The organism is Leptolyngbya sp. Heron Island J, assembly GCF_000482245.1.
Classification (GTDB): domain Bacteria; phylum Cyanobacteriota; class Cyanobacteriia; order Phormidesmidales; family Phormidesmidaceae; genus Leptothoe.
Genome location: NZ_AWNH01000015.1, coordinates 30,740 through 44,493 on the forward strand (window position 1 = coordinate 30,740; position 13,754 = coordinate 44,493).

15 protein-coding genes are annotated in these 13,754 nt (G+C 49.3%); all 15 read left to right on the forward strand.

Features of this window, described 5'->3' with window-relative positions:
* Window positions 1–19 precede the first annotated feature (19 nt).
* The 15 genes from ldpA (at window position 20) to N836_RS44935 (ending at window position 13,687) form a co-directional block, all read left to right on the forward strand.
* Window positions 20–1,180, forward strand: a complete 1,161-nt coding sequence (gene ldpA / locus N836_RS44870; protein ID WP_023071166.1) for a circadian clock protein LdpA — start codon at window positions 20–22, stop codon at window positions 1,178–1,180.
* Window positions 1,181–1,282: 102 nt separating this feature from the next.
* Complete coding sequence (locus N836_RS44875) at window positions 1,283–3,067, forward strand: R3H domain-containing nucleic acid-binding protein (protein ID WP_023071167.1); 1,785 nt, start codon at window positions 1,283–1,285, stop codon at window positions 3,065–3,067.
* Between the two features lie 127 nt (window positions 3,068–3,194).
* Complete coding sequence (gene psb27, locus N836_RS44880; RefSeq protein ID WP_023071168.1) at window positions 3,195–3,602, forward strand: photosystem II protein Psb27; 408 nt, start codon at window positions 3,195–3,197, stop codon at window positions 3,600–3,602.
* A gap of 206 nt (window positions 3,603–3,808) precedes the next feature.
* Window positions 3,809–3,922: a 50S ribosomal protein L36 gene (gene rpmJ, locus N836_RS74410; RefSeq protein ID WP_006515920.1), complete on the forward strand. Its 114-nt coding sequence runs from the start codon at window positions 3,809–3,811 to the stop codon at window positions 3,920–3,922.
* A 105-nt stretch (window positions 3,923–4,027) separates the two neighbouring features.
* The gene (rpsM, locus tag N836_RS44885) at window positions 4,028–4,408 is read left to right on the forward strand and encodes a 30S ribosomal protein S13 (RefSeq protein WP_023071169.1); all 381 of its coding nucleotides are present in this window, start codon (window positions 4,028–4,030) and stop codon (window positions 4,406–4,408) included.
* Between the two features lie 170 nt (window positions 4,409–4,578).
* Complete coding sequence (rpsK, locus tag N836_RS44890) at window positions 4,579–4,971, forward strand: 30S ribosomal protein S11 (protein WP_023071170.1); 393 nt, start codon at window positions 4,579–4,581, stop codon at window positions 4,969–4,971.
* Between the two features lie 60 nt (window positions 4,972–5,031).
* Window positions 5,032–5,979 (forward strand): DNA-directed RNA polymerase subunit alpha, encoded by a 948-nt coding sequence (locus tag N836_RS44895; protein ID WP_023071171.1) that lies wholly within the window; start codon window positions 5,032–5,034, stop codon window positions 5,977–5,979.
* 95 nt (window positions 5,980–6,074) lie between these two features.
* Window positions 6,075–6,425, forward strand: coding sequence for a 50S ribosomal protein L17 (gene rplQ / locus N836_RS44900; protein WP_023071172.1), 351 nt, complete (start codon window positions 6,075–6,077; stop codon window positions 6,423–6,425).
* Window positions 6,426–6,446: 21 nt separating this feature from the next.
* Window positions 6,447–7,313: a tRNA pseudouridine(38-40) synthase TruA gene (truA, locus tag N836_RS44905; protein WP_036052447.1), complete on the forward strand. Its 867-nt coding sequence runs from the start codon at window positions 6,447–6,449 to the stop codon at window positions 7,311–7,313.
* Window positions 7,314–7,405: 92 nt separating this feature from the next.
* Window positions 7,406–7,837, forward strand: a complete 432-nt coding sequence (rplM, locus tag N836_RS44910) for a 50S ribosomal protein L13 (protein WP_023071174.1) — start codon at window positions 7,406–7,408, stop codon at window positions 7,835–7,837.
* Between the two features lie 44 nt (window positions 7,838–7,881).
* Entirely contained in the window at window positions 7,882–8,292 is a 411-nt protein-coding gene (gene rpsI / locus N836_RS44915; protein WP_023071175.1) for a 30S ribosomal protein S9, read from the forward strand.
* Window positions 8,293–8,341: 49 nt separating this feature from the next.
* Window positions 8,342–8,584: a 50S ribosomal protein L31 gene (gene rpmE, locus N836_RS44920; protein ID WP_023071176.1), complete on the forward strand. Its 243-nt coding sequence runs from the start codon at window positions 8,342–8,344 to the stop codon at window positions 8,582–8,584.
* A gap of 106 nt (window positions 8,585–8,690) precedes the next feature.
* Window positions 8,691–9,794, forward strand: coding sequence for a peptide chain release factor 1 (gene prfA, locus N836_RS44925; protein ID WP_023071177.1), 1,104 nt, complete (start codon window positions 8,691–8,693; stop codon window positions 9,792–9,794).
* Window positions 9,795–9,832: 38 nt separating this feature from the next.
* Complete coding sequence (locus tag N836_RS44930) at window positions 9,833–11,122, forward strand: metallophosphoesterase family protein (protein ID WP_023071178.1); 1,290 nt, start codon at window positions 9,833–9,835, stop codon at window positions 11,120–11,122.
* Window positions 11,123–11,173: 51 nt separating this feature from the next.
* Window positions 11,174–13,687 carry a M48 family metalloprotease gene (locus tag N836_RS44935; protein WP_023071179.1) on the forward strand — a complete coding sequence of 838 codons (2,514 nt, stop codon included), beginning with the start codon at window positions 11,174–11,176 and terminating at the stop codon, window positions 13,685–13,687.
* Window positions 13,688–13,754: the final 67 nt, after the last annotated feature.

The following is a 13,754-nucleotide window of genomic DNA, read 5'->3' on the forward strand; positions in this document are numbered from 1 at the left end:
GAAGAGATAGCATAGGTGGGTGATTATTCCCCGAAATTCGTTAGAGGCTCTTAAGTTTGGTCAATGGTTCAAACTTATTTGCGGCGCTAGCTACCAAGATGTTTCAAAAGTCCGAAATTTGTCCCTGGTGTATAGCCTTGCAGGGGCAGATTGTATTGATGTAGCGGCTGATTTAGCCGTAGTTAGAGCAGCGGTTGAAGGCATTGCGATATCACAGACTATTGCGCCAGCGTTTTGTGGCCAGCGTCCATGGTTAATGGTGAGCTTTAACGATGGTGCAGATCCTCATTTTCGGAAAGCTTGGTTTGATATTCAAAGCTGTCCTACTGATTGCTCTCGCCCCTGCGAAAGGATCTGTCCAGCCGATGCTATCTTGCCAGTTTCACCGTCTTTAAGTATCGGCCTGAGTCAGGTGGCAGTGCCAGGGGTGCTAACTGAACGCTGTTATGGCTGCGGTCGTTGTGTGCCAGTGTGTCCCTATGGGCTCTTGAAAGAACATGCGTTTACGGTGGCTGCGGGTGATGTTTTACCTACCCTGATGCCCTACATCGACGCTATTGAAATCCATACTCAAGTTGGCAGGCAAAATGAGTTTGAGCATCTTTGGCATCAGCTTGCTGCTTATATCCCACACCTCAAACTAGTGGCCATTAGCTGTCCTGACAGTGACATTCAGAGTAATGCCATTGTTGATTATTTGACGCAGCTCTATCAGTTAATGGAGCCTAAACCCAGCCAGCTACTGTGGCAAACAGATGGCCGACCGATGAGCGGGGATATTGGCAAAGGTACTACCCGCGCAACGATCCGGTTGGCGGAAAAAGTCTTAAACGCTCGTTTACCTGGCTATGTTCAACTGGCAGGCGGTACGAACGATTATACGGTGGCGAAATTGCGATCGCTAGATCTGCTCAGCCCCCCCCCAAGCACTAGCGGCCAGGAACAAACTGAAACGCCTAGCATTCATGGTATTGCCTACGGTAGCTACGCACGGCGATTGGTCAATGTGGGGGACAGCCCACTGGAGAAACGGCCCGAGCAACTATGGCAACAGGTGCAATTAGCCCATGCACTCGTCAGCCAAATTAAGCCTAATGAATTGAGAAAGTATCAAATTTCACAATTCTTAAAGCAGTCCCATTGCTCAGCACAAACCTCAGCCACCGCCATTCCCCCCTAGCCTGAATGGGAGGACAGCTATAGACCTAGCACCTGTCATGGCTGCTGCGGTTACAGCCGTTGATTCTACTAACCACTCAAGCTTCTTTCTGTTTCCAAATTTATGGCTCGTTCAGACGAATACGGATCTGCGCCTGAATCGATTTCTGCGTTCTCTAGCAGTAATGCTCCAATTCACGATGATTTAAATCAGCTACTCAGCATCCTGCCCCCTGAGCTGCGTCAACCTCTTAGTGACCATCCCAAGCGATCTCAGCTGATTGAAGTCATTCTCGACTTGGGCAGACGACCTGAAGCCAGATTTCCAGGACAGGCCGAGTATCTTGCAGAACAGGTCATCTCCAAAACAGATTTAGAACACTGCATTGAGCGAGTCGGTACTTTTGGTGGCGATAATCGGGCCGGCATTGAAAAGACCCTACATCGAATCAGTGCCATGCGAAATCGGGCTGGCACCATCATTGGCCTGACCTGTCGGGTAGGTCGAGCTGTTTTTGGCACCGTAGAAATGATTCGCGACCTGGTAGAAGCAGGTCAATCAATTTTGTTATTGGGTCGACCAGGGGTAGGGAAAACCACGGCTCTACGGGAAATTGCTCGGGTGCTGGCCGACGACTTAAGTAAACGCGTGGTGATTATCGACACATCCAATGAAATTGCTGGGGATGGGGACATTCCCCACCCTGCTATTGGGCGGGCCCGTCGCATGCAGGTGGCGCATCCAGAGCAGCAGCATCAGGTGATGATTGAAGCCGTGGAAAATCATACACCTGAGGTGATCATCATTGATGAGATCGGTACCGAGCTTGAAGCATTGGCAGCCAGAACCATCGCAGAAAGAGGAGTACAACTGGTAGGTACAGCCCACGGTAATCAGCTAGAAAATTTGATCAAAAACCCCACCCTTGCTGATTTAATCGGCGGCATTCAAACAGTTACCTTGGGAGACGATGAAGCTCGCCGTCGAGGTAGCCAAAAAAGCGTGCTAGAGCGCAAGGCTCCACCCACGTTTGACATGGCGGTCGAGATGTTAGAAAGACAGCGATGGGTGGTTCATGAAGACGTGGCCGCTACCGTTGACCATCTGCTACGTGGACGAACTCCCGAAACTCAAATTCGCACCGTCGGTGATAACGGCAAGGTGCTGATTACCCATGAACTGCCTGATGTTGTCAGCCAACGACGTACTACAAGACGGACGCAGCGAGGCTGGCGAGAAGCAGGACAAATGGAGCCAGTAGCTCCTCGGATGCGTCAATCTGCTCCAGCACAGCCAACACCCCTGCCCCTGTCCACCGCCCATGATGATTTTCAGGCTTTGCTAGACCGGCAGATGGATACGGCTGATCTGGAATTGTCCACACCCGTCGGCCCCAATGGCGAAGACTTAGTAACCATTTACCCCTATGGAATTAGTCGGGAACAGCTGCACCACGTGATTGACACCCTCAAGCTACCGGTCTCCATTACTAAGGAACTTGGGGTAGCTCAGGCAGTATTAGCGTTGCGATCGCATGTACGTAATCACTCTAAGCTCAAAACATTAGCCAAATCCCGCCAACTCCCGATCTACACCGTCAAATCCAATACCATCCCCCAAATCACACGGGCACTGCAGCGGCTCCTCGACATTGATCCCCGAGATCAATCAGAGGCCATTGATCTTTCCCTCTTCACCCGCCAAGGCCAAGATGACGAACTAGAAGCCCTTGAAGAAGCCAGACTGGCTGTTGAACAAATTGTGATTCCCAAAGGTCAACCTGTAGAATTGCTACCCCGCTCTGCCAAAATCCGAAAAATGCAGCACGAACTGGCCGAGCACTACCGACTCAAGTCCTTGAGTTTTGGCGACGAACCTAACCGGCGACTACGGATCTTTCCTGCCTAGCCCCCTTAGGCTGAATGACCGGTTTCATCGTCAGTTTTCCTGAGTACCCCATTCAGATAAGATAATCACCACAGGCCCAGTGGCCAGGCACACCAAAGTAGAGCCATCTGTAATTGGGAATAAGTTTATGAAACGTATTTTGTCTCGTTTGTTTGCATTTACCCTAGTGGCGCTGCTAGGCCTCACTGGCTGTGGTGGGGACGGCATGGGAGCTGATGGCCTTAGCGGCAACTATCGTCAAGACACCATAGCAGTAGTAGAGACCCTGAGAACCGCCATTGAATTGCCTGCAGATGCCCCAAATCTTCCTGAGGTTCGTGCTCAGGCCAGGCAACAAATCAACGCCTTTTCAGCACGATACCGTCGCTCTGCCAGTGCAGCTAGCCTCAGTTCTTTTTCCACCATGCAAACAGCATTAAATTCATTAGCAGGACATTACAGCTCCTATCCCAATCGTCCTATCCCCTCAAAACTTAAGACTCGGCTTGAGCAAGAGTTCAAGCAAGTTGAAGCAGCCCTGCGTCGAGAGGCTTAAACCGTTAGTAAACAGCCAGTAAGCACTTAAATTAAAATCCAGAAAGCTCCGCTATCAACCGTAGTGGGGTTTTTTGATGGTTATTCAATGACATTGAATAACCATCAAAAAACCCCATCAACCATTCGCAACAAAAATTAATTGACCACTTGTTAAGCTGTTTGCTAGAATCACACTTCTGTAGGCAAGTTTTATTACTTTTCAGCATGAAAGTACGGGCATCCGTCAAGAAGATGTGTGACAAGTGCCGGGTGATCCGTCGGCGCGGTCGGGTTATGGTGATTTGTTCTAACCCTAAGCATAAGCAACGCCAGGGTTAGTCACAGTAACAAGTTTAACGATTTATTTCACATTCAACTAGCGGTTACCCGCTGACTTTTCAGTGCTGATGTGACCGCATGGCAGACAACTAGGGAGAAAGCACGGTGGCACGTATTGCAGGCGTTGACCTACCCAGGGATAAGCGCATTGAGATTGGATTAACCTACATTTACGGTATTGGTTTAAGCCGTTCAAAAGAAATCTTGGCAAAGACTGGGGTCAATGCCGACATTCGCGTCAAGGACTTAGTCGATAGTGATGTCGCTAAGCTCCGAGAAGTCGTTGAGAACGACTATCAGATCGAGGGCGATCTGAGACGATGGGAGAGCATGAACATTAAGCGGCTAATGGATATTGGCTGCTATAGAGGACGTCGTCACCGTATGGGGTTGCCAGTACGTGGACAGCGGACTCGCACTAATGCACGCACTCGCCGAGGCAAGCGCTTAGCCATTGCTGGCAAGAAGAAGCCTGGTAAGAAGTAGGTCTGACAGCGCCATCTGCAAGCAATCTTTAATCTAGGGTTGCTGGTTGGACCATGCTGGTAGAACAGAAAATGTGGTTTAGCAGGACAGTGCATCGGCAGGCAGATTAATCACTGGGAATTAAGATCTACAAGTTTTTGGAAAAGTAACGTTTCAGGAATACACGAACTATGGCTAAAGGCGTCAAGCGCTCAGGTGGACGCAAACCAAGAAAGAATGTCCCCAACGGTGTCGTCCATATTCAATCGACATTCAATAACACCATTGTGACCATCACAGATACCAAGGGCGATGCCATTTCTTGGGCATCCGCTGGTTCCAGTGGCTTTAAAGGAGCTAAGAAGGGGACTCCTTTTGCAGCTCAGACTGCTGCTGATAGTGCCGCCCGTCGTGCTATGGACCAGGGCATGCGTCAGGTTGAAGTAATGGTTAGCGGTCCTGGTGCTGGTCGTGAAACTGCTATACGAGCCCTGCAGGGTGCCGGGTTGGAAATCACTTTGATTCGCGATGTGACTCCCATTCCCCACAACGGATGCCGTCCACCAAAGCGTCGCCGTGTTTAAAGGTTTGATGCTTATCAGCTAACAGATGGACCCAACAGCTATCTAAGGGAGGTCACTGCAGTGGGACAGTTTCAAGTTGAATGTGTAGAATCAATTGTTGATGACGACCAGAGTCAATTTAGTCGGTTCGTCATTGAGCCCCTTGAGCGTAGTCAGGGTATTACCGTAGGTAATGCGCTAAGGCGGGTGTTGCTTTCTAATCTAGAGGGTGCAGCGATTACTGCTGTGCGCATAGCCGGCGCTAATCACGAGTTTGCCACTATTCCAGGTGTACGTGAGGATGTCCTGGATATTATTCTCAACCTGAAAGAGGTTGTTCTTAAGACGTATACTAACCAGCCACAGATCGGACGGTTGGCCGTACAGGGTCCAGCGACAGTGACAGCTGCCCATTTTGAGTTGCCTGCTGAAGTCGAGCTCATCAATCCAGATCATTACATAGCGTCGGTAGCTCAAGGCTACACGCTTGAGATGGAGTTCCGGGTAGAAAACGGTCGTGGGTATCGGTCTGTAAGCAACAATCGAGATGAAGCCACTGCATTGGACTTTATGCAGATCGACGCCATCTTTATGCCAGTGCGCAAGGTTAACTATTCGGTTGAGGAAACCATTGTGGGGGCTGATCAGCCCAAAGACCGTTTGTTGATGGAAGTCAGCACCAATGGTAGTCTTACTCCTCAGCAGGCGATGAGCCAAGCCGCTGATATTCTTGTGGATCTGTTTAGTCCACTCAAAGATGTCACTCTTGAACCTAAGCGCGATGAGGACATCAAAGAGGAAGACACTACTTATCAGATTCCTATTGAGGAGCTGCAGCTGTCTGTACGTGCCTATAACTGCCTAAAGCGGGCTCAGATTAACTCTGTTTCTGATCTACTGGATTACAGCCAAGAAGATCTTCTAGAGATTAAAAACTTTGGCCAAAAGTCAGCTGAAGAGGTGATTGATTCACTGCAACATCGTCTAGGCATTACCCTGCCTATTGAGAAACCGGCTAAGTCATCTTAGGTCGGTAGTTTTTTGGCCTTGAAAGCATTCAGGCCACTTTTCCGAAGCCCCAGGCTTCGGTTTTTTCTTGTCTATAGCGTCAACAAGGAGATCCCATGCGCCATCGCCGTCGTACGCCCCAATTGGGCAAACCTGCTGATCAGCGTCGTGCTTTATTGCGATCGCTTACTACCGAACTCATTCGGCACGGGCGGATCAAAACTACACTTACCCGAGCGAAAGCTGTCCGTTCCGAAGCGGATAGAATGATTACCCTAGCTAAAGAAGGCTCTCTAGCTGCTCGTCGTCGAGCCATGGGGTATATGTATGACAAAGATCTTGTCCATGCTTTATTTGAGCAAGCACCCTCTCGCTACGCTGAACGCCAGGGAGGCTATACCCGTATCGTGCGGACAGTGAGTCGTCGGGGCGATAACTCAGACATGGCTATTATTGAGCTCACTTAGTTCTGCTTGATGGCTAATCCTATGCTTGCTAAACAGCTTGAAGCTGTACCTGAAACCGACCAAGGCACCCAGCGGGTAGCTATTGTTGTTCAATATCAGGGCACTAACTTCTATGGATGGCAACGCCAGCCAAATAAGCGTACTGTGCAAGCAGAGATTGAGTTAGCCATTGAGTCACTGTTGGGGACTCGCACAACCATCCACGGAGCGGGGCGGACTGATACAGGGGTACATGCAGCCGCCCAAGTAGCCCATTTTGATGCGCCTAAGGTTATTCCAGCGTATCGTTGGGCCTCTATCCTTAACCATCGATTAAGTGAAGACATCGTCGTGCGAGCGTCAGCCCATGTCCCGGATGACTGGCATGCCCAGTATTCGGCCAAATGGCGACGCTATCGCTATACCATCTACACCGATGCGTACCCCAACCTTTTCGTTCGTCCCTATACATGGCACTTTTACCATGAACCTCTGGACGAACAGCTAATGCAGTCAGCATTAACCCCCATGTTGGGTTATCATGAGTTAACTGCGTTTCATCGCGCGGGATCTAGTCGTGCCCATTCATGGGTTGAGTTGCAAGCGGCTGAGTGTTCCCGGCGTGGACCGTTTGTTCAAGTTGAGCTGCAGGCTGCTGGTTTTCTCTACGGCATGGTGCGCCTGGTGATGGGCTTGCTAGTGAACGTGGGGCGAGGTCGTCTGACCCCTGCTGCTTTTACTGAACTTTGGCAGTTAGGGCGTCGTGACTTAGTCAAGCATGCCGCACCTGCTCGGGGATTATGCCTGTTGCGGGTAGGTTACCAGCATTTCCCCTTTGCATCGGATGCATGGTTTGATACACAACCACAGCTAACGCTGCATTCCACCATACAGAATTTGGCTGTTTAGATTGCTGTGGGCAATCTGATGAGATGTCACCCAGCATCCTCATAATCGTGGCGGCCACCTTTCATCTAGATCGTTGATATCAGAGCCTAAGCATGTTTAAGACCTACATTCCCCCAGTCCAAGAAATTGACAAGAAATGGTACGTTGTCGATGCCGCCGATAAAAGACTTGGCCGTCTAGCAACTGAAATTGCCAGTATTCTGCGTGGGAAAAATAAGCCCACCTTCACTCCAAATATGGATACTGGCGATTTTGTCATTGTAATTAATGCTGAGAAGGTAGATGTTACTGGCAACAAACGCCAACAGAAGCTCTATCGTCGTCATTCTGGACGTCCCGGTGGTATGAAGGTTGAAACATTTGACCAACTTCAGAACCGAATTCCTGAACGAATTATTGAAAAAGCTGTCAAGGGAATGCTGCCTAAGAATGCTTTAGGACGCAAGCTGTTTACAAATTTGAAAGTTTACGCTGGCCCTGAGCATCCTCACGCAGCTCAGAAGCCTGAAGCCATCAATATCTGATAGCCCCAGCAGACCTCGTAATATTTATAGGAGAGCATAGTTCCATGTCAGAAGGACAGTCCGATCGCGTTGTTTATTGGGGTACAGGCCGACGCAAAGCGTCTGTTGCCCGTGTCCGTTTGGTGCCCGGAGATGGCAAGCTCGTCGTCAATGGCAAACCTGGTGAAACCCACCTGCAAAACAACGCAGCCTATATGTCAGCTACCAAAGCACCATTAGAAACTCTCGGACTTGAGAGTGATTACGATATTTTGGTCAATGTTCGTGGCGGTGGGCTCACAGGTCAAGCTGATGCCATCAAGCTAGGTGTGGCTCGGGCTCTTTGCGAACTAGACCCTGCTAACCGTGGCCCTTTGAAGACTGAAGGTTATTTGACCCGTGATCCTCGCTGCAAAGAGCGTAAGAAGTACGGTTTGAAGAAAGCCCGTAAAGCCTCCCAGTTCTCCAAGCGTTAAGTTTGGATATCGTTTGTTTTACCAATTATTTCATTCCCGGAACAGAAAAATGCCCAAAGCTGATATTCATCCTGAGTGGTACCCTGACGCTAAGGTTTACTGCGACGGCAAATTGATTATGACCGTAGGCTCTACTAAGCCTGAACTCCATGTGGACGTTTGGTCTGGTAACCATCCCTTTTATACCGGTACTCAGAAGATCATTGACACTGAAGGTCGTGTTGAGCGCTTCCTACGGAAGTATGGCATGGCTGACGATACGAAAAAAACCACCGACAGCGCTGAAGGCTAGCAGCTAGTCAAGTTATTTTGTGTCCGAAGGATCATTGTATCTTTCGGATATTTTTTATTTGACATTTCTTGTGGCACTAACCTGCTGACGTTATTAGGTAAATTCCATGGCTGAGCAATATCTCCTCGACAAACTACAGTCAGTTGATCGAACCTTTGAAGAACTGACCCGCCGCCTTGCCGATCCGGATGTGGCTAGAGACCCAGATGAGTTTCAAAAAATTGCCAAGGCCCGAGCATCACTAGAGGAAACTATTACCACCTATAACGAGTGGAAAAAAGCTCAGTCAGACTATGAGGGTGCTCAGGAGGTCCTTAAAGAGTCTGCGGGTGACGAAGAGCTGCGGGAAATGGCTGCCATGGAAGTCAAGGAACTGCAGGCAACAATTGCCTCCCAAGAAAAGCGCCTCAAAATTTTGCTACTGCCCCGTGATCCCAACGACGATAAAAATATTATGTTGGAGATTCGAGCGGGTACCGGAGGTGATGAGGCGGGTATCTGGGCTGGAGACCTGTTACGAATGTATTCGCGCTACTCTGAAGGTCAGGGTTGGAAAGTGCAGACGGTTAGCCAGTCGGTCGCTGACATGGGTGGTTGTAAAGAAGCCATTCTGGAGATTACCGGCGATCAGGTTTATAGCAAGCTCAAGTTTGAGGCAGGTGTTCATCGTGTACAGCGAGTCCCTGCTACTGAGACGAGTGGTCGTGTGCATACATCAACAGCCACTGTGGCGGTCATGCCAGAGGTCGATGATGTGGAAGTCAAAATTGATCCAAAAGATATTGAGTTAACCACGGCTCGTTCTGGGGGTGCCGGTGGACAAAACGTCAATAAGGTGGAGACGGCGGTTGATTTGTTTCACAAACCTACAGGCATTCGCATTTTTTGTACCGAAGAGCGATCGCAGCTACAAAACCGAGAGCGAGCCATGCAAATTTTGAGAGCCAAGCTCTATGAAATGATGCTCCAGGAACAGCAAGCTGAAGTAACCGACATGCGTCGCTCACAGGTCGGAACAGGCTCTCGCTCAGAAAAAATTCGCACCTATAACTACAAAGATAACCGAGTCACCGACCATCGCCTAGGACAAAACTTCAGTCTGGCCCCCGCCCTAGAAGGAGACATTGAGACTATGGTGCAATCCTGCATCACTCAAGATCAACAAGCTAAGCTAGAGCAATTGGCCGCTGAAACTGAGACTCCTGTTTAAGACAGTTAGCCAACGGCAGTGCTGGCATACATTAAATCATGGCGAAATTTCTACATATTGCCGATGTGCATCTGGGGTTTGATCGCTATAGCAGCAAGGTGCGAACCCAGGATTTTTTTCATACCCTGTGGGATGTATTTGAGCGTTACGCCATCCAGCAAAACGTAGATTTTGTAGCCATTGCGGGTGATCTGTTTGAGCATCGGATGATTCAACCCGCCATCTTGAACCAGGCTCAGCTCTGTCTTCAGCAACTACAGGCAGCTGAAATTCCAGTTATCGCGATTGAAGGAAACCACGATAACTGTCCCTATGGAACCAAAACCAGCTGGCTACGCTACCTCTCAGACTGGGGATTGCTCAAGTTGCTAGAGCCAGGCTCTGATGACACCTTGTATCTTCCCTGGAATGAAAAAACAAAACGAGGGAGCTACATTGATCTTGATTGCGGCGTACGAGTCCTGGGCGCTAGCTGGTACGGTGCCGCTGCACCTAAGGCCATTGAGCAAATTGCCACAGCGATAGAGACACTGCCTACAGGTCCTGGTTCAACTGTTTTACTGTTTCACCATGGCTTAGAAGGTCAAATTGCTCGCTACTCCGGAGCACTTCGCTATAGCGATTTACTCCCCCTCAAAGAGGCTGGTGTCGACTATCTCGGATTGGGACATATTCACAAACACTACACTGTCGATAATTGGGTCTTTAACCCTGGCTCTCTTGAAGCTAACAATGTAGACGAAGCTAGCTTTGAACGAGGGGCGCTATTAGTCAATATTGATGCTGGGCAGATTAATGCCCAGCTCCAGACTAATTACCGCCAGCGACCCATCACCAGACTGAGCTTGAAACTTCGAGGACATGAGGCATTAGAAGATATTGAAGGACTTTCACTTAAGACAATTGATCAAGCGATTAATCAAAAACGACTCTTCCCCGATCAACAACCTATTGTTGAATTACGCATCGAGGGAGAGGTAGGATTTGATCGTCTGGAGCTGGATACACGCAGTCTTCAAAATTTGTTGCAAACATATTGCAACGCATTGATTTTTCTACTTAAGTATGAAGTCGACAATGTTGCTTACGGCACTCCACTGCCAGATGACGCCGATCGTCATCAAATTGAACGAGAGATTTTTGTCGATCTTTTAACAGCGAACAATGTCTATAAAAAACGAGCACAGCCCCTGGCTGCTGGTTTAATTGAGCTGAAGGATCGTCAGCTGACTGGTGATGATGAGGAGACTCTCTACACAATGGTAGAACAAATGTTAGCTGCCCCTCCACCAACCTCTTCTCGGGCATCTTCTGATCATTCGCGCTAAGATTGCGGCACAATCCCCGCACTGCCGTCAATGACATCAGAGGATATTTGCATGGGTTTGGATAAATCGCCAGAACAGTTGATTAAAGTTGGGTTAGCTGCACTTAAACAAAAAGACTATGAGCGTGCGATCTCAACATTTCAGCAGCTTAGTCAGTCTGGTGAAGTCAGTACCAATTATCGGCTCAAGGCCCAAATGGGACTTATCCGTGCCTATAAAGCTCAAGGAAACAATGTTCGGGCTCACGAACTGTGTCAACCCCTGCTAAACAGTCGCAGTCCCGCTATTCGGCAATGGGCTCACGATAAAGTAAAACAGCTAGACGCCGAGATATCTCCTCAACAATCCCATAACATCTCTGATGTAGCTAGTGGCTTTGTGCCTGAGACTAGCGGATTTGTTCCCTTTCAGAGCGAACCTGAAGGTGATACCGACAAATCTGCAGATAAGCCTATTAAAGACAGGCCCAGTCTCAACAAAGTATCGAATACAGAGTCCCCATCCCTAGACAACATTTCTGACTCTACTGGCACACATCGCTCATCCCTCTTTCATTATCAAACACTCAACCGTCGAGAAATTCTAGAACTTGAGGACGGCAATGCTCCCAAAACGCCCGACGGGTCTGACAACAACAATCCATCAATCGCAACTACACCCAGTTCATCAATTGCAACTACACCCAGTTCATCAATTGCAACTACACCCAGTTCATCAATTGCAACTACACCCAGCCCACCCCCCAATCCCTTAGAAGACCCTACTCAGATTGTCCCTGAGCAATCCCAAGATGTTTTACCTAATCGATTAAAGTCTACAGCCAATGGACCTGAGACCTGGGCCAAAGGAGATCGACTCAATCGGTTGAAATCTTTAGGCAAGGTGAGTGTAGGGCGACTTTGGTTTGCCCAAATGACGACTATTCCAATTCTTTTTTTGGTAGTGCGCTGGCTGGTAGCAACTGCCCTAACGTCCACGGGCAATTATCTCCAGTTTCTAAGGCGACTATTACCCATCAACTTTCGGGTTAGCAATATTTTCTGGGAGCCCCAGTACTGGACCGTCCTAATTAGTCTAGGTATTCTGACCATTGCTGCCACATGGTTGTGGCCCTTGCTGCTGCGCCCCACCGATCAACTCACCAGCTCAAAGTTACAAACCTACAGCCCAGAAGCGGTACAACTTTTACGACGTCTCTGCGCCAAACGACGTTGGCCGTTTCCTAAAATTCAGTTGATTAGCAGTGAACTTCCTCTGATTTTTTCCTATGGATGGCGACCTCGCTATGGCCAGCTTGTAGTGAGTCAGGGACTGCTTGATCAGTTGGAGCCCGACGAGTTGGCGGCATTAATCATGTATGAAATGAGTCACTGGTCGACGTTAGATTGGGTGTTTTTGTCTACTCATGGGTTGTTATTGCAGGGGTTGCATCGGGCCTATTGGTTTTTGGCGCGATGGGGAACGGAACGATCAAGGAGCCTCCGGCTAGCAGCGGGTGGTGTGGCGACTCTGAGCTACAGTCTTTTCTGGTTACTGGCAAAAGTAGGGTGCGGGTTGGCACGTACGCGGGTTCCCTATCGAGATCGTACCACCGCTGAACTCACAGGTAACCCTAATGGCCTTGTACGCGCTTTGGCCAAAATTGCATATACAATGACCGCTGCTGTTGATCAACAGGGATATACACCTCCTTTGTTGGAAAGCCTGGACCTAATGTTGCCAGTGGGGCCACACCGAGCTGGCAAATCAGCCCGTGATTATGCATGGGGAGCATTGAATCCATTACGTCATTGGCTCTCAATTAATCAGGCTCGTCCCCCACTAGGGGATAGACTCTATACCCTTAGCGCCTATGGTCGGCATTGGCGACTCAAGCCCAGTCTTAGCTTTGCGCATTTACAATTAAATAATGGTTCGCGGGGTCTCTCGGGAGAAGATTGGCGCAATCTGCTAGTGCAGGGGGGAGCCTGGTCTGGCTTGGCTATTGGTCTGGGGATTGCTGTAATCATGTGGTTGATCGGTGCGATCGCAACAAGCCTCGACTTCCCTCTCCTCGCCTGGTTCTACCAGGACCAAAGTATTCTCATTGGTATTCCCCTCATTTGTGCAGCAACCGGCCAACTGCTGCGAATCAACCCATTCTTTCCAGAGATCGCAGACATACCACCCACTAGCGACAAAAAACTGACAACCTGGCAAACCGACCCCACACTTATTCCCCTGAGCCAACGACCAATCAAAATTAGCGGCACCTTAACAGGTCGCCCAGACCTGGCAAACTGGTTAGGTCAAGAATGGCGACTACAGACGACCCAGGGCAGTATTGCCCTGCACTATATGCCCTATCTAGGCCCTCTGAGCAACACCAGAGAACTCGTTCCATTACTAAACCAACACCTGCAGGTCACGGGCTGGTTCCGCCGAGGTCATCAGCTATGGATTGATATCGATCAGATCCAAACCCAGCCCAACCAAATCAAACCCTCTCAGCATCCCATCTGGTCAGTCATCATTAGCCTTATTTCCCTGAGCTACGGTCTATGGATCATCTTTAGAGGGGGTTAGTTGCAAAATCAGACAGCGATCGCTTAGCCTGCCTGAAATTCATCACCTGGCAGCCTTAGTGATACCA